Source organism: Curtobacterium sp. MCLR17_043, from assembly GCF_003224215.1.
Taxonomy (GTDB): domain Bacteria; phylum Actinomycetota; class Actinomycetes; order Actinomycetales; family Microbacteriaceae; genus Curtobacterium; species Curtobacterium flaccumfaciens.
Map to the genome: position 1 here is coordinate 288,864 of NZ_QKLH01000001.1, position 23,117 is coordinate 311,980.

23 protein-coding genes are annotated in these 23,117 nt (G+C 73.2%); 14 read left to right on the forward strand and 9 right to left on the reverse strand.

Annotated elements, in window-relative coordinates:
* Nucleotides 1-444: 444 nt before the first annotated feature.
* The 4 genes from DEJ03_RS01425 to DEJ03_RS01440 form a co-directional block, all read right to left on the reverse strand.
* Entirely contained in the window at nt 445-1,080 is a 636-nt protein-coding gene (locus tag DEJ03_RS01425; protein ID WP_110863231.1) for a hypothetical protein, read from the reverse strand.
* Between the two features lie 330 nt (nt 1,081-1,410).
* Nucleotides 1,411-2,094 (reverse strand): response regulator transcription factor, encoded by a 684-nt coding sequence (locus tag DEJ03_RS01430; protein ID WP_110863232.1) that lies wholly within the window; start codon nt 2,092-2,094, stop codon nt 1,411-1,413.
* On the reverse strand, nt 2,091-3,305 hold the full coding sequence (locus DEJ03_RS01435) for a sensor histidine kinase (protein ID WP_110863233.1): 1,215 nt from the start codon (nt 3,303-3,305) through the stop codon (nt 2,091-2,093). The genes DEJ03_RS01430 and DEJ03_RS01435 overlap by 4 nt, the downstream gene beginning before the upstream one ends.
* Entirely contained in the window at nt 3,302-3,823 is a 522-nt protein-coding gene (locus DEJ03_RS01440) for a hypothetical protein (protein WP_110863234.1), read from the reverse strand. Before DEJ03_RS01440 ends, DEJ03_RS01435 begins: the two co-directional genes overlap by 4 nt.
* A 131-nt stretch (nt 3,824-3,954) precedes the next feature.
* Between DEJ03_RS01440 and DEJ03_RS01445 the strand changes: the two genes are divergently transcribed.
* The 6 genes from DEJ03_RS01445 to DEJ03_RS01470 all read left to right on the forward strand — a co-directional run bounded on the left by DEJ03_RS01445 (nt 3,955) and on the right by DEJ03_RS01470 (nt 9,305).
* Nucleotides 3,955-4,797 carry a spermidine synthase gene (locus tag DEJ03_RS01445; protein WP_110863235.1) on the forward strand — a complete coding sequence of 281 codons (843 nt, stop codon included), beginning with the start codon at nt 3,955-3,957 and terminating at the stop codon, nt 4,795-4,797.
* A gap of 106 nt (nt 4,798-4,903) precedes the next feature.
* Complete coding sequence (locus DEJ03_RS01450) at nt 4,904-5,650, forward strand: DUF4064 domain-containing protein (protein ID WP_110863236.1); 747 nt, start codon at nt 4,904-4,906, stop codon at nt 5,648-5,650.
* Between the two features lie 141 nt (nt 5,651-5,791).
* Nucleotides 5,792-6,622 (forward strand): hypothetical protein, encoded by an 831-nt coding sequence (locus tag DEJ03_RS01455; protein WP_071406181.1) that lies wholly within the window; start codon nt 5,792-5,794, stop codon nt 6,620-6,622.
* A complete protein-coding gene (locus DEJ03_RS01460) occupies nt 6,619-7,110 on the forward strand; it encodes a SprT-like domain-containing protein (protein WP_071406182.1) in 492 nt (163 codons plus the stop codon). Before DEJ03_RS01455 ends, DEJ03_RS01460 begins: the two co-directional genes overlap by 4 nt.
* Nucleotides 7,111-7,157: 47 nt before the next feature.
* Complete coding sequence (locus DEJ03_RS01465; protein ID WP_027466753.1) at nt 7,158-7,853, forward strand: CGNR zinc finger domain-containing protein; 696 nt, start codon at nt 7,158-7,160, stop codon at nt 7,851-7,853.
* Between the two features lie 192 nt (nt 7,854-8,045).
* Nucleotides 8,046-9,305 (forward strand): Nramp family divalent metal transporter, encoded by a 1,260-nt coding sequence (locus DEJ03_RS01470; RefSeq protein ID WP_110863237.1) that lies wholly within the window; start codon nt 8,046-8,048, stop codon nt 9,303-9,305.
* 30 nt (nt 9,306-9,335) lie between these two features.
* On the opposite strand, the gene DEJ03_RS01475 is transcribed toward DEJ03_RS01470, so the two are convergent.
* Together DEJ03_RS01475 and DEJ03_RS01480 are read right to left on the reverse strand one after the other, a co-directional pair.
* Entirely contained in the window at nt 9,336-9,638 is a 303-nt protein-coding gene (locus DEJ03_RS01475; RefSeq protein ID WP_027466755.1) for a DUF427 domain-containing protein, read from the reverse strand.
* Between the two features lie 42 nt (nt 9,639-9,680).
* Nucleotides 9,681-10,286 (reverse strand): hypothetical protein, encoded by a 606-nt coding sequence (locus DEJ03_RS01480; protein WP_258370440.1) that lies wholly within the window; start codon nt 10,284-10,286, stop codon nt 9,681-9,683.
* Nucleotides 10,287-10,377: 91 nt separating this feature from the next.
* Here DEJ03_RS01480 and DEJ03_RS01485 point away from each other — a divergent pair, with 91 nt between their 5' ends.
* The 4 genes from DEJ03_RS01485 to DEJ03_RS01500 all read left to right on the forward strand — a co-directional run bounded on the left by DEJ03_RS01485 (nt 10,378) and on the right by DEJ03_RS01500 (nt 12,645).
* Entirely contained in the window at nt 10,378-11,016 is a 639-nt protein-coding gene (locus DEJ03_RS01485; RefSeq protein ID WP_071406184.1) for a GNAT family N-acetyltransferase, read from the forward strand.
* A gap of 71 nt (nt 11,017-11,087) precedes the next feature.
* Nucleotides 11,088-11,570, forward strand: a complete 483-nt coding sequence (locus DEJ03_RS01490) for a hypothetical protein (RefSeq protein ID WP_110863238.1) — start codon at nt 11,088-11,090, stop codon at nt 11,568-11,570.
* A 132-nt stretch (nt 11,571-11,702) separates the two neighbouring features.
* Nucleotides 11,703-12,275 carry a DUF1684 domain-containing protein gene (locus DEJ03_RS01495; protein WP_051597091.1) on the forward strand — a complete coding sequence of 191 codons (573 nt, stop codon included), beginning with the start codon at nt 11,703-11,705 and terminating at the stop codon, nt 12,273-12,275.
* 10 nt (nt 12,276-12,285) lie between these two features.
* On the forward strand, nt 12,286-12,645 hold the full coding sequence (locus DEJ03_RS01500; protein WP_110863301.1) for a GntR family transcriptional regulator: 360 nt from the start codon (nt 12,286-12,288) through the stop codon (nt 12,643-12,645).
* A gap of 172 nt (nt 12,646-12,817) precedes the next feature.
* On the opposite strand, the gene DEJ03_RS01505 is transcribed toward DEJ03_RS01500, so the two are convergent.
* On the reverse strand, nt 12,818-13,645 hold the full coding sequence (locus DEJ03_RS01505) for an endo alpha-1,4 polygalactosaminidase (protein ID WP_258370447.1): 828 nt from the start codon (nt 13,643-13,645) through the stop codon (nt 12,818-12,820).
* Between the two features lie 294 nt (nt 13,646-13,939).
* Here DEJ03_RS01505 and DEJ03_RS01510 point away from each other — a divergent pair, with 294 nt between their 5' ends.
* Both DEJ03_RS01510 and DEJ03_RS01515 read left to right on the forward strand, forming a co-directional pair.
* A complete protein-coding gene (locus DEJ03_RS01510) occupies nt 13,940-15,550 on the forward strand; it encodes a DEAD/DEAH box helicase (RefSeq protein WP_110863240.1) in 1,611 nt (536 codons plus the stop codon).
* Nucleotides 15,551-15,787: 237 nt separating this feature from the next.
* Nucleotides 15,788-15,991 carry a CsbD family protein gene (locus DEJ03_RS01515; protein WP_027466762.1) on the forward strand — a complete coding sequence of 68 codons (204 nt, stop codon included), beginning with the start codon at nt 15,788-15,790 and terminating at the stop codon, nt 15,989-15,991.
* Nucleotides 15,992-16,079: 88 nt separating this feature from the next.
* On the opposite strand, the gene DEJ03_RS01520 is transcribed toward DEJ03_RS01515, so the two are convergent.
* Nucleotides 16,080-16,622 (reverse strand): NUDIX hydrolase family protein, encoded by a 543-nt coding sequence (locus DEJ03_RS01520; protein WP_071406188.1) that lies wholly within the window; start codon nt 16,620-16,622, stop codon nt 16,080-16,082.
* Nucleotides 16,623-16,695: 73 nt separating this feature from the next.
* Here DEJ03_RS01520 and DEJ03_RS01525 point away from each other — a divergent pair, with 73 nt between their 5' ends.
* The gene (locus DEJ03_RS01525) at nt 16,696-17,316 is read left to right on the forward strand and encodes an alpha/beta hydrolase (protein WP_110863241.1); all 621 of its coding nucleotides are present in this window, start codon (nt 16,696-16,698) and stop codon (nt 17,314-17,316) included.
* A gap of 139 nt (nt 17,317-17,455) precedes the next feature.
* Here the strand turns inward: DEJ03_RS01525 and DEJ03_RS01530 are convergent, their stop codons facing one another.
* A complete protein-coding gene (locus DEJ03_RS01530) occupies nt 17,456-18,130 on the reverse strand; it encodes a PadR family transcriptional regulator (protein WP_110863242.1) in 675 nt (224 codons plus the stop codon).
* Between the two features lie 160 nt (nt 18,131-18,290).
* Between DEJ03_RS01530 and DEJ03_RS01535 the strand changes: the two genes are divergently transcribed.
* On the forward strand, nt 18,291-23,048 hold the full coding sequence (locus DEJ03_RS01535; RefSeq protein WP_110863243.1) for a DEAD/DEAH box helicase: 4,758 nt from the start codon (nt 18,291-18,293) through the stop codon (nt 23,046-23,048).
* Nucleotides 23,049-23,117: the final 69 nt, after the last annotated feature.

Here is a 23,117-nt window from a genome sequence, read left to right on the forward strand (position 1 = left end):
CCTCCGGTAGGCCCCGTCGGGCCGACACTGACGAGCAGTGTGTAGGTGAGTGGATTGATCGCTCGGCGAACCCTGAGATGCAAGCCCTGCGACCACGCCGACGCGTGCCTGACGCGGAACGTCGGTGCACGTGTGGGATGATCTCCGTGAGCGGTACCCGCCGCCATATACGGGTCCGGCTGCACCAGGGCGAGATGAGTCTGTACATCTCAGAACTCGGTGGTTCTGAAGACTCTGCGTCGACCGCAATATGACGACACGGATGCCAGGGAGCGCGAACTGTCATCATAGTTCGCTCCGTGGCGCGCTGTCCAGTCCCGGCTTGACCGGATTCGGCAGTGGCGTGTATAAGCCGCCACACGCCGCTTCCATTCCCGCGCTCAGCCGGGTCCCGCTCAGCCGAGGTACGTGCTCAGCAGGGCCCCTGCTCAGCCGGGTCCCTGCTCAGCCCAGGCGCTCGCGCTCGACGCCATCCGCGCCTCCCGGCCCGCCCGGCAGTCCGGCCAGCGCACGGAACGCGTCCTCCGGTCGACGCGTGCGGACGAACGTGACCCGGCCCCGGTCGTCCGTGAGCTCGATCCCGAGCCCCGGCGTCAGGATGAGCGCACGCACGCCGCGACGGATCCGCAGGCCGACACCGCCGTAGGTGGCCGCGTCCGCCTCGACCAGGCGGACGTCGGTGATCCGCCGGCGCGGGATGCGCCGCGGCGGGAGCGGACGGAAGTGCAGGGTCACGTGCCGCTCGGTGACGGTGAACCCGGCCCGGGCGAGCAGGAGCAGCGACCCGAGGGCGACGGCGAGCAGGGCCGGCACCAGCAGGGCGACCTCCGGCGCGTCCCCGGGCCAGCCGAGCACGGCGGCGGACAGGCCGGCGCCACCGAGGAGCAGCGCCGTACCGACGGCCCGCATCCAGGTGGGTGCCGTCTCGCGGTCGGCGTGGAACGGCAGCGAGGCGCGGGACGGATGGGCGGCGCGGGACGGCCGGGAGGCCCGGATCACCCGGGTGGGTCGGGTCCCGGACCGGCGCGTGTCCGGGGTGGTGAGGCGTGCGGTGGGCACGCTCATGGTGTCGGCGGTCATGACGGAGGTCTCCTGCGGCGGATCAGCAGTGGTGCACTCGTCATCGGGTGCGGTGCGTTCGACGGCCAGCGCGCGCGGGTGGCCGGAGGGGTGGCGCGCAGCAGCACGCCGACGGCGCGCACGCTCGAGCGGTGGGGGCGCTCACGGGCACGTCGTGGTCACGGTGTCCGGGCGGACGCGTGGAGTGTGGGGGCACACACGCATCGACGCTCTGGCGTCGTGACGACAGACGTCAACGGTACGCAACGAGTCTTGGCGTCCGCTGGTCGTCCATGTGTACGCATTCACGTGTCCGCAGTGCGTCGCCCAGCGACGACGGGGTGCGGACGGTCAGCGCAGGACGCGGGCGACGGCCTCGGCGCGGGTCCGGACCCCGAGCTTCGCGAAGACCTGGTTCACGTACGACTTCACGGTGGGCACCGTCAGGAACAGCTCGGCGGCGATCTGCGGGTTCGTCCGGCCGTCCGCGATCCGCTCGAGGACGTCCACTTCGCGCGGGGTGAGGTCCGGGAACCGAGCACCGAGCGACGGACCGGGATCGGGTGAGGCAGGCGCCGCGGGACCAGCAGCGACACCGGCACCGGCACCAGCACCGCCGGCGAGGCGCGCCACCAGCCGCGCCCCCACGGTCGCGTCGAAGGTCGACTGCCCGGCGGCCACCGCCCGCACCGCGGTCGCGATCTCCGCCCGTCCGGCGTCCTTCGTCAGGTAGCCGCGGGCTCCCGCCCGCAGCGCGGTGGTGATGGAGTCGTCGTCGGCGTAGGTCGTCAGCACCAGGACCGCGACCCCGGGGTGCTCGGCGACGATCCGCGCGGTGGCGGTCGGCCCGTCGACCCCCGGCATCCGCAGGTCCATCAGGACGACGTCGGGCACGTGCCGGTCGACGGCGGCGATCGCCTCGGCGCCGTCCGCCGCCTGCCCGACGACCTGCAGGTCGGGCACGAGCGACAGCACCGTCACCAGGCCGTCGCGGACGATGGCCTGGTCGTCGACCACGAGCACCCGGATGGTCACGAGCGGTCGTCCTCCGCGGCGACCGCAGCGTCCGCAGTGTCCGCGTCGCGCGTGCCGTCGACAGGCAGGTGCATGGCGACGACGAACTCGTCGTCGGAACGCTCGGCCTCCACCGTGGCCTCGCTGCCGAGTTCCGCGAACCGCTCGCGCATCCCGAGCACCCCCTGCCCGCCGCTCGGCAGCGGGTTGGCCACGACGACGTCCACGGCGTCGCCGTCCCGGATCACGGACAGGGACACGGGGCGGCCGGGAGCGTGCCTGCGGGCGTTGCTGAGGGCCTCCCGGACGACCTGGACCACGGCGGCACGGTGGGCGTCGTCGAGGACCGCGAGGGTCGCGTCTCCCTGCACGACGGCCTCGCCGCCGAACGAGCGGTGCGCGTCGAGCAGGGCCGTCAGGCCCGACGCGTGGTCGGCGGACGGACTGGAGGCACGGGTCGGCTCCGGCTGGCCGGGCTGCGGTTCGTCGCGGAGCGCGTGCACCGCACGCCGTGCCTCGGCCAGGCCGTCCGCGGCCAGCGCGCGAGCGTCGCCGGCTCGGCGGGTGGCCTCGTCGACGCGGCCGGCCTCGAGCAGGGCCTCGACCGCGTCGAGCTGCAGGACCAGGCCGCCGAGCGAGTGGGCGAGGACGTCGTGGATGTCCCGGGACGCCCGCGACCGGTCGGCGAGGAGCCGTGCGCGCTGCTGCTGCCGCTCGGTCTCGCGGGCCTGCGCCGTCGTGATCCGGACCTGCCGACGACTGAAGCCGACGAGCACGCCGAGCAGCAGCCCGCCGCTCACGCCGAGGACGAACTGCACCGACGTCTGCGCGAGCGTCGCGGTGACGGCCACCACCACGACGGCGGCGAGCGCGGCGACCGCGGCCGTCCAGACCGGCAGACGCAGGTCCGCGCCGAGGATGACGAGCCCGACGATCACCGGGACCACCAGCAGCGAGTCGGTCGGCACCACGGCGAGCGATCCGGCGGCGATCATCACGCCGGCTGCGGCGACGAGGACGCGGGGCGTGCGTGCCCCTTCGCGGACGGCCCAGGCGGCGAGCGCCACGGCCCCGACGGCCCAGACCCACGCGGGGTGGTGGAGCAGGAGGCCGTTCCGCACGAACCAGAAGGCGACCACGGCGATCCCGACGGCGTTGAGTCCCCAGGAGAGCACCGAGGCGGACCGGACCCCGGCGGGGTCGGTCCGGTCCGGGTCGGTCGGCAGGCTCACCGCACCATCATGCCGCGGCGGGCGGCCGCCGACCGGTCGCCGCCGCGGGGGATGCGCTGGTCGACGACCAGGGCACGGGCGGCACGGTTCAGGGCGAGCACGAGCAGGATCGTGCCGGTCGACGTGAGCAGGTGCGCACCGAGGTGGCCGCCGAGGACGTCGAGCCCGACGCGGGCGGCGATCAGGACGATCCAGAGCGCGGCGCCGAGCCACCCGGTGCGGGACTGCAGCGTGCGGCCCTTGGCGTCCGGCGTCGTGACCGTGCGGAACCGCGTCATGGCCCCCATCGCGAGGCCGACGCCGACGGTGAGCAGGGCCTCGAGGCCGAGGAACACGACGTCGGTGGTGGTGACGGTCGCCGTGGTCTGTGCGAGGACGACCACGCCGACGATCGCCATCACGAGCGGTCCCCGCCAGATGCGCGCCGGGTCGAGGGACCGCCAGGTCGCCTGCCGGTACGCCAGGAAGGCGACGAGGGCGAGGCCGATGAGCACGTTCGCGAGGAGCTGGACCGACATGGTGTGCCTTTCGAGGTGGTCCGGCGGGGCGTTCCCGACCGGTGTGATCAGCCTCGTTCCGGGCGCTCCGCAGGCACACCAACCAGGGGTGGGGACGCGGGTGGTGATCGCGGTGGTGTTCCATTGACGGCATGGCTGATGCGTTCGACGGGTTCCGGATCGGTGCGGGGTACTCGGTGGTGGAGCCGGACCGGCACCGACCGGGGTCCTTCACCCTGGTGGTGGACGGCACCCCGCAGTCACACGTGGACCTCGAGGACCCGACCCACCTGGCGTTCGAGTACATCCGGCGGATCGGGCACGCGATCGACCTGCTGCCGGACGGCCCGATCACGGCACTGCACCTGGGCGCCGGCGCCCTCACCCTGCCCCGCTACGTCGCGGTGACCCGTCCGGGTTCGCGGCAGCAGGTGATCGAGCTCGAGCGCGACCTGGTCGAGCACGTACGCGAGGCCCTGCCGTTCCCCCGCGGTGCCTCGATCCGGGTGCGGTACGGCGACGCGCGGGAGGTCCTCGGCAAGCTGCCCGCCGGACTCCGCGGCACCGTGGACCTGGCGGTGGTGGACGTCTTCGGCGGTTCGCAGATCCCCGCCCACGTGACGAGCGTCGAGTTCTACCGCGAGGTCGCAGCGTTCCTGTCGCCGACGGGCATCGTCGCGGTGAACGTGGCCGACGGCGCCGGGTTGGCGTTCGCCCGCGGGCAGGCGTCGACGCTGCAGTCGGTGCTGCCGTCGGTCGCCGCGGTCGCGGACACCGGCATGCTCAAGGGCCGGCGGTTCGGGAACATCGTGCTGCTCGGGTCGCCGACCGACCTGCCGGTGGCGGACATGCCGAGGCGGTACTCGTCCGACCCGATGCCGGCGAAGGTCGTGCACGGTGCGGAGCTCAAGGCGTTCATCGCCGGGGCGCCGATCGTCACCGACCAGACGGCGGTCGCGTCGCCGGAGCCGAACCGGAGCGTGTTCGGGGGCTGATGCCCGCGCGGCACCGCCGGGGACGGACTTCGGGCACTCGGCGGGTCCGGCTGTCAGGATGGTCTGAACGACCGCGCAGGTGCGCGACCGAGCGATGGGAACCCTGATGACGAACGACGACCGGAACGACCAGGACCGGACGGGCGACGGCCAGGCGCCGCGCTGGGGCGACGCCCCGCAGCAGCAGCCCGACGCCGAGGCCCCGCGGTACGGCGAGCGGGTGGACCCGGCGCCGACCTCGACCCCGCAGTACGGCGAGCAGTACGGGCAGGGCCAGCAGCAGCAGTACGGGCAGCAGCCAGGGCAGGGCCAGCAGCAGTACGGCCAGCCGTCGAGCACGCCGAGCTGGAACGACCAGCAGCGCCACGACCAGCACCACGACCAGCAGCCGTACGCCGCCGCGCCCGCGCACTCCGGTGCCCCGGCCTGGCAGAGCCACGACGAGCCGAAGCCCAAGAAGAAGACCCTCGGTGTCGTGGCGTTCTTCCTCGGACTCGCCGCGCTCGTCATCGGCGTCATCGGCGGGTACGTGATGGGGTCGGCGCTCGCCAACAGCGACGCGATCAACAACCTCGTGCCGAGCAGCGGTGCGACCCCGGACCAGCAGGAGCTGCAGCGTCAGCTCATGAACGACCCGGCCGTGATCTCGCAGATCGGTGTCGGTGCGGTGATCGCCGGCGTCGCCGCGATCCTCGGGCTCTGGGCGCTCGTGCAGGGCATCATCGCCGCCGTGACCAAGCGTGGTCGCGGCTGGGGCATCTTCGCGATCATCCTGGCCGTCGTGGCCACGATCGCGACGCTGGTCACCTACGTCGGCGTGGCCGCTGCCGCCGCGGTGGCCGCCAACTCCTGATCGACCACTCGGAACGGCCCGTCGTGCTCCGGCACGGCGGGCCGTTCGTCGTCCCGGGCGGCACGCGCGGACGGCCGCACCCGCGCAACCTGAGCGCGTCGCACCGACCGCTCCCGGGAGACCGCGGCTACCCTCGAACCGATGTCCCTCCCGCCCGACGACCGCCAGCAGCCCGACCTGTCCGACCGTTCCCGCGAACCGCGCCACGCGGCTCCCGTGACGGCCGGAGTCAGCCCGGGCAGCACCTTCGCGCCCATCAGCCTGCGACCCGCGGTCGACGTCGACGCCGTGCACCAGCGGCTCCGTGACCTCGGCCAGAGCCGCAGCACCGACGCCCTCGCCGAACGGGCCGAGCTCCTCCGCCTGCTCGGTCGTCTGGACGAGTCGCTCGTCATCGCGGAAGAGGTGTTCCGCCTCGCGATGTTCACCGGGGAGCGCCAGGACAAGGTCGCCGCTCGGATCCGTCGTGCGCACGTCCTGCACGACCTCGGGCGGCACGACCGCGCCGCCACCGAGGCCGCCATGGCCCGCGACACCGCCGCCACCGAGGAGTGGCCCGAACTCGAGGGCGCCGCAGCCGAGATCGAGGGCTGGTCGCTGTTCGAGAACGACCGCTTCGACGAGGCCCGCGCCGCACTCTCCCGGGCGTACCAGGCCTTCCGACAGGCCGGCGCGCCGTCCGAGCGCACCGACGCGTTGCGCACCGCGGTCGAAGCCGCCATGCGGGCCTCGATCACCAACCCGGCGGAACCGTCCGACAAGCCACGGACCGCCCGCGAGGTCGCCGCCCGCCGTGCCGAGGACGAGGAACCCACCACCCGCGTCGCCGAGCCGGTGAAGCAGGTCCCGCCGATCCGCCGCCGCGTGCTCGGTGCGCCCGACGCCGCACGGACCGAGGCCGACGACATCTGGGGCCGGATCGCGGCCCGGGCAGCGAAGAAGGGCCAGGCCGACCCGCGCGCCGAGCAGTGACCGCGCTCGAGACCGTCCGGCTCCGTGCCGAAGCGCTCATCGCCGAACACCTCGGTGCCGGCACGTGGGCGTTCGGCTTCGACCACGCCAAGACCCGCGCCGGGCAGTGCGACTTCGCGCGGAAGCGGATCACGGTGAGCCGTCACCTGGCCGCCCGGTTCTCCGACGACGACGTCGAGCAGGTCCTGCTGCACGAGGTCGCGCACGCACTCGCCGGCGCCCGGGCGGCACACGGACCGAAGTGGAAGCGCACGGCCGCGGCGATCGGGTACACCGGCTCCCGGCTGCACGACGGGCCGATCGCAAGCGAACTCGCCCCCTGGATCGGCACCTGCCCCGCGGGGCACGAGCACTTCCGGTACCGCACGCCCACCCGTCCCCTGGCCTGTGCCCGTTGTTCCCGGCGGTTCGATGCCCGGAACGTCATCACCTGGCGGCGCCGGACCGCGGACGACGACGCGGCCACGATGGCGTCGACTACCGCATGAGGGTCCCGACGCACGGAGGCGCGCCGGTAACCCGTTAGCCTGGGCGGATGCACACGGGGCAGCACATCCGCACGGACGCCGGTTCCTCCTGGTTCTTCGACGCCGGACGGATCGCGCTCGACTTCGCGCACACGGGTGGCTTCGCCGACGACCCCACCGGACGCCGACCGCGGTCGCAGCTCGGGGAGCTGCTCGCGAGCCCGGCCGACCTGGACGAGTGGCTCAGCGAGCACACCGAGCCGATCGACGTCGGTGCCAGCGCCCGCGAGCTGCAGGACGCCCGGGCCCTGCGTGCCGCGATCGCCCGGCTCGCCGTGGCCGCCGCCCCCGCGCCGGCGAGCACCGCCGCGGAACGCACCGCCGTGGCGGCGGGCCTGCGTGCCGGGGCCGGCCGCACGCGCCCCGCGCCCGACGACATCGACACCGTCAACCTGTTCGCCGCCCTGCCGGACGTGCCCCCGAGCCTCCCGGGTGGCCGACGCCGTGCCGGAGCGAACCGGGTCCGCCTGGCGCAGGCCCTGTCGAGCGTCGCGCGCGACGCCGTCGCGCTCTTCACCGAGGTCGGCTTCGACGACGTCGAGGCCGACGGCCGGCCGACGCGGCTGAGCCGCTGCTCGGCCGAGGACTGCGGCCTGGTGTTCTACGACTCGTCACGCGGTGGGACCCGTCGCTGGTGCTCGATGCAGCGGTGCGGCAACCGGGCGAAGGTCCGGGCGCACCGCGCCCGCCGCGCCGCAGAGTGACGACGAGCTGAGCACGAGCGGTCACGACACCCCGCGCACCTCCGCCGAGCGGTCACCAACCGTCGGCTGGCGGTATCCCAGCCGACCGATCGCGACCACCCGACACACGCATCCGCGAGCGGCGACCGGCGAGCACCACGACCCGTCGAAGAAAAAGATTCGGGATGCCGAATTCTCTGGCAGGATCGGTGCATGACCGACACTGCCAGCCCCCGGCTCGACGAGCACCCATCCGGTGCCCCGCGTCGCCGCGCAGCCGGGCTCACCCTGCTCGGACCGGCCTTCGTCGCGGCCATCGCGTACGTCGACCCGGGCAACGTCGCCGCCAACCTGACGGCCGGCGCCGAGTACGGGTATCTGCTGCTCTGGGTGCTCGTGGCCGCGAACGCCAGCGCCGTGGTGGTGCAGTACCTGTCCGCCAAGCTCGGGGTGGTGACGGGCAAGTCGTTGCCAGAGCACCTCGGCCTGCGGATGCGGCGCACCCCGCGCCTGCTGTTCTGGGGTCAGGCCGAGATCGTCGCCGCCGCGACCGACATCGCCGAGGTCATCGGCGGCGCGCTGGCGCTCTACCTGCTCTTCGGCCTGCCGCTCGTGGTCGGCGGGATCATCACCGGGCTCGTCTCGATGCTCCTGCTGACCCTGCACAGCCGCCGGGGCACGCGACTGTTCGAGACCGTGGTGACGGCGATGCTCGCGATCCTGACGGTGGGCTTCTGTGCCGGGCTGCTGTTCGCCCGGGTGTCCCCGGCCGACCTGGTCGCCGGGCTCGTGCCGCGGTTCGAGGGCTCCGGGTCGGTGCTGCTGGCGGCCTCGATGCTCGGCGCGACCGTGATGCCGCACGCGGTGTACCTGCACTCCGCGCTCGCCCGGGACCGCCACGGGGACGTCCCCGCCGGGCCGGAGCGTCGCCGGGTGCTCGTCGCGACCCGGTGGGACGTCGGCCTCGCGCTGATCGTCGCGGGCGGGGTGAACATCGCGATGCTCGTCCTCGCCGCGGCCACCCTGCCGGGCGTCGAGGGCACCGACTCCATCCCCGGGGCGCAGCGCGCCATCGCCGAGAACGTCGGCCCGGTCGTCGGGGTGCTCTTCGCCGTGGGCCTGCTCGCGTCCGGCCTGGCCTCGACCTCGGTGGGCTGCATGGCCGGCGCGGAGATCATGCAGGGCCTGCTGCACGTGCGGATCCCGCTCGTGGCCCGGCGCGCGATCACCCTGGTGCCGGCCATCGTGCTGCTCGCGGTGAACATCGACGCGACGATGCTGCTCGTGGTCAGCCAGGTGGTGCTGAGCTTCGGGATCGCCTTCGCGATCGTGCCCCTGGTGGTCTACACCTCGCGACGGAGCGTGATGGGGACCGACGTGAACGCCGCGACCACCCGCGTGGTGGCGTGGGTGATCGCGGCGGTCATCGTGGCGCTCAACGTCGCGCTGGTCGTGCTCACCCTGACCGGCTGAGTCGCAGCCGGTCAGGGTGACGGGCGGTCGTCACTCGACGACCTGGACGTCCTTCCAGAACGCGACGTAGCCCGAGTAGTCCTTGCCGACGCGGTCGAACGACGACGGGATCGGCGTCGGGTACGACCACGCGCGGTCCTGCAGCGCCTGTCCGTCGACGTTCACCGTGAAGTACTGGGTGTCGCCCTTCCACGGGCAGTGGTACTGGGTGGGGCTCTCGGTGAAGAGCTCGGTCTTCACGCTCGACGGCGGGAAGTACCAGTTGCCCTCGATCTTGATGAGGTCCTCTTCGGGGGCCTCCGCGATCACCGTGTCGCCGACGACTGCCTTCATGGCGTTGCTCCTTCGCTCGCTGGTTCCGTGACGGGGCGAACGCTACGCGCGCTCCCCCGATTCCCGCAGGACGGGCAGGTCCGGCCCCGCGGCGAGCGCCGCGTGCACGTCGTCGCGGCTCAGGACGGCGGCTCCCTCGGACGCGCTGACCAGGTGCCGCACGGCACGGCGCAGCCCCGTGTACGCCGCGCAGGCCGCAGCGGCCTCGGGTGAGGTGTGGTCGATGCCGACCTCGGTGAGCGCGTCGACGACGGCTCCGGCGGCGAGCAGGTCCTCGACGGCGAAGTCGGGTGCGTCGGCGACGTCGACGGACTCCCCCGCCGCCTCGGCCGCGTCGTCGAGGGCTGCGGTGTGGTGCAGCCCGGCGGCCACGATCGCGACGACGCACCGGTCACCGCGTGCGGCCTGGAGGCCCGTCACGCGTTCCGCGACCGCCACCGCGTTGCCGAGGTGGCCGAGCACGACCTCCGGCCCCTGCGGCAGCTGGGCGGTCACGTTCCGCAGCGCGCGCCGCTGTGCTGCGGCGTCGGGGGTCGGCGGCAGGGCGTCGACCCAGACGAGCAGGTGGGTGCCGTGGGCGATCCGTGCCGCACCTCCGGGACCCCACGCGAACCGGACCTGGTACTTCTCCTGGGTGCGTTCTGCCACGTCCGTCACGATAGCCGCCCGGGCGATGCTGTCCTTCTCCACAGGGTCGCCGTCCGACCGGGTTCCACCAGGGTCGCCAACCCTAGGATGCATGGTCATGGAGATCGCCCCCGTACCCACCCTGACCGGCGACCGTGTGACGCTCGAGCCCCTCGGGCAGGAGCACGCGGAAGACCTGCGGGCGGCGGTCGCGGACGGCGATCTGTGGCGCACCTGGTACACCTCAGTGCCCGCCCCGGCACAGGTCGAGGCCGAGATCGACCGGCGGCTCGCCGAGCACGAGGCCGGACGCATGGTGCCCTTCGCCGTGCGGGACCGCCCGACCGGCCGGGTGGTGGGGGCGACGACCTTCATGAACATCGACCCGGGCAACCGCCACGTCGAGATCGGCAGCACGTTCCTGGCCCGGTCCGCGCAGCGCTCGGGGATCAACACCGAGTCGAAGCTGCTCATGCTGTCGCACGCGTTCGAGGCCTGGCAGTGCATCGCGGTCGAGTTCCGCACCCACTGGCACAACCTGCAGTCCCGGGCGGCCATCGCGGGCCTCGGCGCCAAGCAGGACGGCGTGCTCCGGAACCATGCGATCGGCCGTGACGGCACGCTGCGCGACACCGTGGTGTTCTCGGTGATCGCGTCGGAGTGGCCGGCCGTGCGGCTCTCGCTGGCCGAGCGGCTCCGGCGGCACGACCGCGCCGAGGGGTCCCGCCGCCGGTCGGCCCGGCACGCCTGAGGCGTCTCGCCTGCGTCGTCGTCCAGCGTGCCACGGCGCGCCGTCCAGCCCGCGGGCGTAGCGTCACCGCCATGCACGTCGGCCTCCGGATCGTCCTCGACGCGCCGGTCGAGGCCGTGCGCGATGCTCTGCTGTCACCGTCCGTGATGGTGGCGGTGACGAAACCGTTCCTGGCGTACCGCTCGCGTGATCCCCAGGGGTTCCCGGAGCGCTGGGAGCCGGGGCACCCGCACCCGATCACCGCGGACGCCTTCGGACTGGTGCCGAGCGGCGACACGCACGTCGACCTCGACCTGTACGAGGTCCGGGGAGTCCCCGTGCAGCGCGACAACGGCGGCGGCACGTCCGGGTTGTTCGGGCGGATGACGATGTCGCACCGGATGGCCGTCGTCCCCGCACCGGGTGGCCGGACCCTGCTGCTCGACCGCCTGACCTACCGGATGCGACCGGCCGTCCTCGGGCTCGCCCTGTGGCCCGGCATGTGGGTCATCTGGCAGTGGCGGGCGTTCCGGATGCGCGCCCTCGCGCCCACCTGGCGGACCGACGGCGAGTGACGTGACGCGGGTCGGGCCTCCCGTCCACCGCGGAGCGGGCGTAGCCTCGACCACGTGAGCCAGACGCGCCCCCAGGAGCCGACGACCGACGACCGCGTGCGCAGCACGCTGGCGACGACGGATTGGCGGCGGATGACGTTCGACCTGTACCGCCGCGTCCGCGCCACCCCGGACCCCCAGACGGCGCACGCACTCTGGCGCGAGACCCGTGACGCGATGTTCGCGGAGCACCCCGCCTCGCCGCTGCTCGACGAGGACGCCCGCGACTTCGAGTCCCTGCCGGTGCCGGACTACGACCCGGCGTGGCGGTTCCAGGTGCGGATCGAGGCCACGGAGCCCGCCGAGTTCGACTTCGAGACCGGCACCGACGGCGTCGTCCACTTCGACCGGCTCGGACTCGTGCGGGTCCCCGGTGTCGGCACCCTCGACGTCTGGAAGCACGGCGGCTACGCGGGCGGGGTGTTCGTCCCGGTCAAGGACGCCAGCGCCGGCAAGGCCCGCGGCACCTACGGTGGCGGGCGCTACCTGCTCGACACCATCAAGGGCTCGGACCTGGGCGGCGACGACCTCGGGTCGCTCGTGCTCGACTTCAACTTCGCCTACAACCCGTCGTGCGCGTACGACCCGGCGTGGGCGTGCCCGCTCGCGCCCCCGGGCAACACCGTGCCGGTCCCGATCCCCGTCGGCGAGCAGTACGACTTCTAGGGTGGAACGCATGACAGGACTCGTCGCCCTCGACGTCGGTGGCCGCGTGCCGCCGTTCGAGCAGGTCCGATCGCAGATCGCCGCGCAGATCACCGCCGGGTACCTGGTGGACGGCGAACGGCTGCCGAGCGTCCGTGGGCTGGCGGACGAGCTCGGGCTCGCCGCGGGCACCGTCGCGAAGGCCTACCAGCTACTCGAGGAGGCCGGGCTCGTGCACACCGCACGGGGCGCCGGTACCCGGGTGGTGCGACCGGCGGAGGTACCGGACGCCGTGGCCGAGGCCGCTCGCGCCCTGGCCGCCGCAGCACGCTCGGCGGGGCTGTCGGCCGACCAGGCCGCCACCGCGTTGCGGGAGGCCTGGACGGCGTAGCGGGCGCGGGGCTGGCGGGGCTGGCGGGGCTGGCGGGGCTGGCGCTTCCGGGCGTACCCGGTCGTTCCGGGCGTACCCGGTCGTTCCGGGCGTACCCGGTCGGAAGTTCTGACCCGGTACGCCCGATTCGACCAGGCATCGCAAACGTTCTGGGAAGGAACGTCCCGAACGCTCAGCAGTGCTCGTACACGTACGCGTCGTCCTTCGGGGTCACCAGGTCGCGGTCGCGCAGGATCGTCATGGCCGGACGGCTCTTCAGCCCGCACACCGAACCCCACGAGCGCTCGAGGGTGTCCGAGTACTCCACGTCGATGACCCGCCCGCCGTAGGCCTTCGTGTACGCGGCGCACTCCCGGTACTGCACGCACTCCTCGGCGACGACGAAGTCGAACCCGGTCTGCTTCCGGCCGGACGCCCCGAGCTGCGGCGTGTTCTTCTGCCCGACGGCCAGGCCGTGCCGGTGCCCCTTGGCGACGAGCGACTTCGCGAGCGCCAGGTTGCCGGCACGGGTGAGCCGCTTGCCGCTCCGGGTCCACGAGTCGAGGTTGTCGAACTCCACCGCGTCGAACCCGCGTTCACCGCAGCGGGCGACGGTCTTCGCGAGCACCTTCGTGATCAGGGCACGCTTGGCCGCGGTCCGGGTGTCGAGGAGCATCTCGTCCGGCCACCCCGGGTCCGAGACCGGCTTGCCTGCGCGGTCGCGGAGGATCGCCGACGGGTACGACTTCTTCCACGTGCGGGCGGCCTCGGGCTGCGTCTGGAACCCGTTGACGTAGCAGATGTTGTACTTGCCCTTCGCCGGGCGGTCGGTGCTGTCGCGCTCGACGATCGTCACGCCGGAGGGCGGGGTGTACCCGCCGCCGAGCTGGTAGTCCACCCGACCCGAGGTCGGCAGGTTGCGGTAGCTCGCGGCCGCGCTGGTCGTGGCGGCCTCGGCGCAGCCGGCCGTGCCGAGGACGGCCACCACGGCCATCGCGGTGGTCAACAGGACGGATCGCATGCGCACCCCGGAATCCTCGCACGCGCACGGCGAACGACCCCGCCCTCGCTGTTCCGGGGATGTGCACGCTATGCTGGTCGTACTCGAGGCGCCGATCGCCTCGTGCGTCGTACGGACGCCCCGAACTCCCGACCACCTGTCTCCGGACTCTGGTCGATGATCGAGCACCTCACGAAGGTGCCCAGGCTTCTCTGCTGCGGCGACTGCGCCAGCCACATCCGTTGGCGCGCATCCCGCCCGCGCGCTGCCTCAGAGCGCGCCCACAGCCGGACTGCTCCGGCTCGAAAGGTCACCATGACCACCGAAGACATCCGTTTCTCCGACCTCGGCGTCCCCGCGCCGATGGTCTCCGTCCTCGCCGACCAGGGCAAGGACATGGCGTTCCCCATCCAGGCGGACACCCTCCCGGACTCCCTGCAGGGCAAGGACGTCCTCGGCCGCGGCCGCACCGGCTCCGGCAAGACCATCGCCTTCGCGATCCCGCTCGTCGCCCGCCTCGCCGCCAGCGGCCGCAAGCGCCGCGCCGGCCGCCCCCGCGCCCTGGTGCTCGCACCGACGCGTGAGCTCGCGACGCAGATCGACGTCGCCCTCGCCCCGCTGGCCAAGGCCATGGGCCTCAACACCACGACCATCTTCGGTGGCGTCGGTCAGGGTCGTCAGGTCGACGCCCTGCGCGGCGGCGTCGACGTCGTGGTCGCCTGCCCGGGTCGCCTCGCCGACCTCATGCAGCAGGGTCACGTGAACCTGGGCGACATCGAGGTCACCGTCCTCGACGAGGCCGACCACATGGCCGACATGGGCTTCCTGCCCGGCGTGACCAAGATCATGCAGGCGACGCCGGAGAACGGGCAGCGACTGCTGTTCTCCGCCACGCTCGACAACGGCGTGGACAAGCTCGTCAAGAAGTTCCTGCACAACCCGGTGATGCACTCCGTCGACGAGGCCAACAGCCCCGTCGAGGCGATGACCCACCACCTGTTCGAGGTCGCCGACGCCGACGCGAAGAAGCACCTCGTGAGCGCCCTCGCCTCGGGCAACGGTCGCCGCATCCTCTTCATGCGCACGAAGCACCACGCCAAGCGCCTCGCCAAGCAGCTCAGCAGCCAGGGGATCCCGGCCGTCGACCTGCAGGGCAACCTGTCGCAGGGCGCCCGTGAGCGCAACCTCGCGAAGTTCTCCTCCGGTGAGGCCCTCGTGCTCGTCGCCACCGACGTCGCCGCCCGCGGTGTGCACGTCGACAACGTCGAGCTCGTCGTGCACGTCGACCCGCCCACCGAGCACAAGGCGTACCTGCACCGCTCGGGCCGCACGGCGCGTGCCGGTTCGTCCGGTGACGTCGTCACGGTGACCATGCCCGCCGAGCGTCGCGACGTCGCGCAGATGATGCGTGCAGCCGCGATCAAGGTCACCCCGCAGCACGTCTCGGCGACCTCGCCGGCCGTCACCGCGCTCGTCGGCGAGGTCGCTCCGATCCGCCACGTGGCCGAGGAGCAGCCCACCCAGCAGCGTCAGCCCAAGCAGCGCTCGGCCGAGTCCGCCGGTGACGGCGGCGGTCGTCGCCGTGGTCGCGGCGGTCGGTCAGGAGGCGCGGCGCAGCCCGCGCGTTCCGGCTCGGCTGGCGAGTCCGCCGCTTCGGCCGGGGGCCGTCAGGGCCGTCCGGCCCGTGGCGCACGGACCGAGGGCGCCGGGCGCTCCGGTGCCGCGGCCGCCGGTTCGACCGGTGGTCGCCGCAGCGGCGGCAACCGTCGCTCAGGCAGCAGCGACGTCGTGCGCGGCGGCTCGTCGGCCGTCTGGTCGTCCGAGGGCGGCTACGCCGCGGGTCGGTCCGGCAACGAGTCGGGCGGCAACCGTCGTGGTGGCTCGCGCCGCGCCTCCCGTCCGGCCGGCGCTGCCGACCGCCACTGACCTGCGCGCTCTGACCCGCTCGGCCTGAGCGCGTCGATGCCCGCACGACACCGGTGTTCACGTTTCGAACCCCCGCATCCCGGGGTGTGATCCGTGAACACCGGTGTTTTGCGTGAGTGTGCTGGCGAACCTTGGCGGGGGCTGGGGGTGGGGTACTCCACCGGGCGTACGGTCTGCTTCACCGGATGCCGCGCAAGCGGCTGACGGGGAACACGTCCGCTTCTGGAAGGAGTGCCTATGGCTGGCATCGATGACATCAAGAACGCCGCTGAGAAGGCGGCAGGCAAGGTCAAGGAAGCCGCCGGCAACGCGACCGGTAACGACCGCTTGAAGGCCGAAGGCCAGACCGACCAGGGCAAGGCCTCGGCGAAGCAGGGCGTCACCGACGTCAAGGACGCCGCGCACGGCGTCGCCGACAGCTTCAAGGACGACAAGCACTGAAGCCGGTTCGCAACCGCGCTGCGAAGCCCCCGGATCCCATCGGATCCGGGGGCTTCGTCGTGCGCCGGGCGCGGACGCCCCGGTCGGACTAGTGGAGGGCGCCGACCGATGCCAGACCAGCCCGCAGCAGTGCGCCACGGCCGCCTTCCATCTCGTCGGCGACGGCGTCGGACGCGGCTTCCATCGGGGTCATCCACGTGAGCTCGAGGGCGTCCTGCCGGGGCTCGCACGTCCCCGTGACGGGGACGACGTACGCCAGCGAGATCGCGTGCTGCCGCTCGTCGGTGTACACCGAGGCGCCGGGCAGCGGGAAGTACTCGGCCACGGTGAACGGCGTCGGGCTCGAGGGCAGCTGCGGGAACGCCATCGGCCCGAGGTCCTTCTCGAGGTGACGGAACAGCGCGGTGCGGATCGACTCGCCGAACATCACACGGCCGGACACCAGGGTGCGGGCGATCGAACCGCTCGGGGAGACCCGCAGCAGCACGCCGACCTCGGTCACGACGCCGAGGCCGTCGGTGCGGACAGGGACCGCCTCGACGTAGCAGATCGGCAGACGACGGCGGACGTTCGCGAGCTCCTCGTCGGACAGCCAGCCGGAGTCGGGATCGGGGGTGCGCAGCGAGGACATGCACCGTGTCTACCAGGGACGGCGGCGAGTTCGGCGGAAGGCGCGGGAGTTGGGGATGGTTAGCGTTGTCCACATGATCGATGCGGACCTGGTGCAGTGGACCCGGAGTACCTCCGACCGGCGGGGCACACCCCTGCTCGTGGCGATGCACGGGGTCGGGTCGAACGAGCACGACCTGCTCGGCCTCGCCCCCGCGCTGCCGCCCGCGTGGACGGTCGCGTCGCTCCGGGCACCGATGCCGTGGGGGCCCGGCTTCAGCTGGTACCCGCTCGGCACGCCCGGCTCCCCAGCGCCCGAGGCGGTGGACGCCGCGACCGCCGAGGTGCTCGACTGGATCGACTCCGTCGCCGCCGATCACCCGCGGATCGGGCTGCTCGGGTTCTCGCAGGGCGGCTCGATGGCGCTCCAGCTCCTGCGCGCCCGGCCCGCGGCGTTCGCGTTCGCGGTGTCGCTGTCGGGCTTCGTCGTGCCGGGCGTCACGGACTCCCGCGACGAGGCCGTGTCGGCCGTGCGACCTCGGGTGTTCCTCGGGCACGGTGACCTCGACCCGGTGATCCCGCCCGAGGCCACCGCCCGGACGCAGGTGTGGGCCGCAGCGCACACCGACGTGACCGACCGCACCTACGCGGGCCTGCCGCACGCCGTGTCGACGGCGGAGCTGGCGGACGTGGCCGCCTTCGTCGGCGCGGGGTAGCGCTGCGGAGCGCGCTTCGTGAGCACGAACGGTCGGGTCCGACGTGCGGACCCGACCACAGCTGCTCACGATGTGCGGACGGACAGGAGGCCCGGTGCCAGCTGGCACCGGGCCTCCTGTCCGTCATGGGTGACGTCCGTCAGTCGGCGAGGATCTGGAGCAGGTCCTTGCGGAGCTGGTCCACCTTGGCCGTGGCGGCCTTGGCCTGTTCCTCGGTCGCGGTGCTGCGGTACATCTGCAGGACGCCCATGGTCTTCCGGAGCGCCTCGAAGAACTCGCGCTGGGCGTCCGGGATGCCCGGTGCCCCGTCGAGTGCAGCAGCGATCTCGTCGGCCTTGGCCTCGGTCTCGGCCTTGCCGGCGTCGGTGAGCTCGAAGAGCGTCTTGCGGCCGTCGCCCGACGAGACCACGAGGTCTTCGTCGACGAGCTGCTGGAGCGTCGGGTAGACCGAGCCGGGGCTCGGCTTCCAGGCGCCGCCGGTGCGCTCGGCGATGGTCTTGATCACGGCGTACCCGTTCTGCGGGCCCTCGGCCAGCAGACCGAGGATCGCGAGGCGGACGTCACCGCGGCGACGGCGTTCGCGGCCGAAGCCGGGCCCGCCGAAACCGGGGCCGAAGCCCATGCCCGGGCCGAAGCCAGGGCCGAACCCGCGGCCACCGAAGCCGCGGCCGCCGTGGTCGTGGCCACCGCGGTCACGGCCGGGGAAGCCGGCGCCGTGGTGCTGCCGCGCGCCGCCGAAGCGGGGGCCGCGCGGGCCGAACCCGCGCTGGTCGCGGGGGGACGTGTTGCTGTTGTCGTCATACGAGGGGCGCATGAGGAGTCCTTTCGTCGTGCTGAGTCGGCTCGCGATCGGTCTGACCTGATCGTCTTCGTCGTATCGCGATGTGTTTACGATAGATCGGTAACTATCGCTCTGTCAAGGGGAACGTGCGCTCGGCCTGCTGTCGGTGGTGGCGGGCAGGATGGGACGGACCATGACGGACGTCTTCGAGCGCTTCTCCCCCGCGACCACCGAGTGGTTCCGCGGCGCCTTCGACGCACCGACGCCCGCGCAGGCCGGGGCGTGGGATGCGATCTCGACCGGGCAGCACGCACTCGTGATCGCCCCGACCGGCTCCGGCAAGACCCTGGCGTCGTTCCTGTGGTCGATCGACCGGCTCATCAGCGCGACGGACCGCCCACCGGCGAAGCAGCGCACGCGGGTGCTCTACGTCTCGCCGCTCAAGGCCCTCGGCGTCGACGTCGAGCGCAACCTCCGGAGCCCGCTCGTCGGCATCACCCAGACCGCTCGGCGCCTCGGCACCGAGCCGCCGGACGTCACGGTCGGGGTGCGCAGCGGTGACACCCCGTCGTCCGACCGCCAGAAGCTCCTGCGCCAGCCGCCGGACATCCTCATCACCACGCCCGAGTCGCTCTACCTGATGCTCACCTCGCAGGCGCGCGAGACCCTGGTGAACGTCGACACCGTCATCGTGGACGAGGTCCACGCGGTCGCCTCGACCAAGCGCGGCGCACACCTGGCCGTGTCCCTCGAGCGCCTCGACGACCTGCTCGACAAGCCCGTGCAGCGCATCGGGTTGTCCGCGACCGTCCGCCCGCCGGAAGAGGTCGCGCGGTTCCTCGGCGGCCGCGCCCCGGTGACGATCATCGCGCCGCCCGCGCAGAAGACCTTCGACCTGCGGGTCGTCGTGCCCGTCGACGACATGACCGAGCTCGGGGCGCCGCCGGTCGGTGCGGACGCGTCCGAGTCGCCGACGAACGGGTCGATCTGGCCGCACGTCGAAGAACGTGTCGTCGACCTGATCGAGGAACACCGCTCGACCATCGTGTTCGCGAACTCGCGACGGCTGGCCGAACGGCTCACGGCGCGGCTCAACGAGATCCACGAGGAACGCGTGCTCGCCGCCGCCGGTGACGGCGTGCTGGTGCCGGCGGGGGCGTCCCCGGACGACGACGGCCTCCCGGTGGCGCGGGACCGCCCGCAGTCACCGGCCCGCACCTCGGCGCACGCCGTCGCACCCCAGGGGGCCAAGCGCCCGCCGGCGCAGCTGATCGGCGGGTCCGGGCAGACGGGTGGAGGGGGCTCGGACGCCTCGGTCCCGGTGCTCGCCCGCGCGCACCACGGCTCGGTGTCGAAGGACCAGCGCGCGATCATCGAGGACGACCTGAAGTCCGGTCGGCTGCGGTGCGTCGTCGCGACGAGTTCACTCGAGCTCGGCATCGACATGGGCGAGGTCGACCTGGTCGTCCAGGTCGAGGCGCCGCCCTCGGTCGCGAGCGGCCTGCAGCGCGTCGGTCGTGCCGGACACCAGGTGGGCGAGATCTCCCGAGGCGTGCTGTTCCCGAAGCACCGGGCCGACCTGGTCAACAGCGCGGTCACGGTCGAGCGGATGGTCACGGGCCAGATCGAGTCGATCTCGGTGCCGGCGAACCCGCTCGACGTCCTGGCGCAGCACACCGTGGCGGCCGGGGCGATCGACACCCTCGACGTCGAGCACTGGTTCGAGCTCGTGCGGCGGAGCGCCCCGTTCAGCGGCCTGCCCCGGTCGGCGTTCGAGGCGACCCTCGACCTGGTCACGGGCCGGTACCCGAGCGACGAGTTCGCCGAACTCCGGCCACGGCTGGTCTGGGACCGCGTGCACGGCACCCTGACCGGGCGCCCCGGTGCGCAGCGACTCGCGGTGACGAGCGGCGGGACGATCCCCGACCGCGGCATGTTCGGCGTCTTCATGGTCGGCGAGAAGGCGTCCCGCGTCGGCGAGCTCGACGAGGAGATGGTCTACGAGTCGCGCGTGGGCGACGTCTTCGCCCTCGGTGCGACGAGCTGGCGGATCGAGGAGATCACCCACGACCGCGTCGTCGTGAGCCCGGCGTTCGGGCAGCCCGGACGCGTGCCGTTCTGGAAGGGCGACGGCATCGGCCGGCCCGCCGAGCTCGGCCGTGCGACCGGTGCGTTCGTCCGCGAGGTCGAGGGCGCCTCGGACGACGACGCCCGCGCCCGCGTCGCCGCCGGTGGACTGGACGAGCGCGCGATCACCAACCTGCTGACCTTCCTGCGCGACCAGCGCGCGGCCACCGGTCACGTGCCGAACGACACCACGCTCGTCATCGAGCGGTTCCGCGACGAGCTCGGGGACTGGCGGCTCATCCTGCACTCGCCCTACGGCATGCAGGTGCACGCGCCGTGGGCCCTGGCCGTCGCCGCACGGCTGCGCGAGCGGCACGGCATCGACGGTGACGCGATGGCGGCCGACGACGGCATCGTCGTCCGCATCCCGGAGACCGACGCCGAGCCGCCGGGTGCCGACCTGTTCGTGTTCGAGCGCGACGACCTCGAGGCCCTGGTCACCGACGAGGTCGGCGGCTCGGCGCTGTTCGCCGCGCGGTTCCGTGAGTGTGCGGCGCGCGCCCTGCTGCTGCCCCGTCGGAACCCCGGGCAGCGGTCGCCGCTCTGGCAGCAGCGGCAGCGGGCCTCGCAACTGCTCGAGGTCGCGCAGAAGTACCCGACGTTCCCGATCGTGCTCGAGACCGTGCGCGAGGTGCTGCAGGACGTCTACGACGTGCCCGCACTGCTCGGGATCGCCGACGACATCGCCGGACGTCGGATCCGCCTGGTCGAGACGGAGACCGAACAGCCGTCGCCGTTCGCCCGGTCGATCCTGTTCGGGTACGTCGCGGCCTTCATGTACGAGGGCGACACCCCGCTCGCAGAACGCCGGGCAGCGGCCCTGTCGCTCGACTCGACCCTGCTCGGCGAGCTGCTCGGCCGCGCGGAGCTGCGCGAGCTGCTCGACCCGGCGGTCATCACCTCGGTGGAGCGCGACCTGCAGCGGCTGTCGCCGGACCGCCGTGCCCGTGACGCCGAAGGACTCGTGGACGTGCTGCGGCTCGTCGGCGCGCTCGACCTCGACGAAGCGGTCGACCGGAGCTGGCTCGCCGACACCGCCGACCGTCCAGCGGCCACCGCCGAACTGCGGAGCACGCTCCAGGTGCTGGAGCGGGACCGCCGGGTGCTCTCGTTCTCGCACGCCGGCGCGACGCGCTGGGCCGTGATCGAGGACGCCGCCCGCCTGCGCGACGCCCTCGGGGTCCCGCTGCCGATCGGTGTGCCCACGGCGTTCGTCGAACCCGTGGCCGACCCCCTCGGTGACCTGATCGGCCGCTACGCCCGGTCGCACGGGCCGTTCTCCGCGCAGGAGGCCGCGGGTCGCCTCGGGCTGGGCATCGCCGTCGTGCAGGACACCCTGCGCCGGCTCGTCGCCGACCGCCGGGTGGTGGAGGGCGAGTTCCGCCCAGACCGCCAGGGTGCCGAGTGGTGCGACGCCGAGGTCCTGCGACGGATCCGCACGAAGTCCCTGGCAGCCCTGCGGCACGAGGTCGAACCGGTCTCGCCGGACACCCTCGCCCGGTTCCTGCCCGCCTGGCAGCACGTGCAGACCCCCGGGACCCGCGGCGGGCTCCGTGGCGTCGACGGCGTCCTGCAGGTGATCGACCAGCTCGCCGGGGTCGCCCTGCCCGCCAGCGCCTGGGAGACCCTCGTGCTGCCGTCGCGCGTCACGGACTACTCGACGAGCATGCTCGACGAACTCACCGCCACCGGCGAGGTCCTGTGGTCCGGCGGGGGCACCCTGCCCGGCAACGACGGCTGGGTGCGCCTGCACCTGGCCGACACCGCGGCGACGACGCTCGCCGAGCCCTCCGGGGACGAGACGACGGAGCTGCAGCGGGACGTGCTCGGCGCCCTGGCCGGCGGCGGCGCGTACTTCTTCCGGCAGCTGGGGCAGGCCGTGGGCAGCAGCGACGACCAGGCGCTCACCACCGCACTGTGGGACCTGGTGTGGGCCGGGCAGATCACGAACGACACGTTCGCCCCGCTGCGCTCGATGCTCGGCGGCAAGGCGAAGAGCTCGAGTGCTCCGCGGGCTCGGGCCTACCGCGGCCGTCGGCGTCCGACGATGCCGACGCAGTCCGGGCCGCCGTCCGTCGGGGGTCGTTGGTCGCTCCTGCCGCTGGCCGAGTCCGACTCGACCGTGCGGGCCGCCGCGACCGCCGAACAGCTGCTCGAACGCTACGGCGTCGTCACCCGCGGTGCCGTGCAGGTCGAAGGTGTCCGCGGCGGATTCGCCGGGGTGTACCGGGTGCTCTCGCGGTTCGAGGAGTCCGGCCGGGCTCGTCGCGGGTACTTCGTCGAGGGGCTCGGCGCGGCGCAGTTCGCCACCGGCCCGACCGTCGACCGGCTGCGCACCTACGCCCGCGAACTCGGCGACGACGAGCGGGACGACCCGGACCGGAAGCGCGAGGCGCTCACACTCGCCGCGACCGACCCGGCGAACCCGTTCGGGGCCTCGCTGCCGTGGCCGACGGGCGACGCCGACCCCGGTCTCGTGGCCGACGACGGCGGAGCCGCCCCGCCTGAGACCGCGGTCGGCAGCGGCGCGAAGACCGCTCGGGGCCACCGGCCCGGGCGCAAGGCGGGTGCCCTCGTCACGACCGTCGACGGCAAGCTCACCGTGTACGTGGAGCGCGGTGGCAAGTCGGTGCTGACCTTCACCGACGACGCCGCCGACCTCGCTGCCGCGGCCGCCTCGATCGCCGGCATCGTCCGGACCGGGCTGCGGAAGCTCTCGGTCGAGCGGGTCGACGGGGACTTCGTGCTCGAGACGCCGCTCGGCGGCGCGCTCCGGGCCGCGGGGTTCACGGCGACCCCGCAGGGGCTGCGGCTCCGTGTGTGAGGCGAGCCGCGCCTCCCGGCAGTGCAGCGACCACGTGCCGGAGGTGACCCGTGCCATCGGGACTGCGCG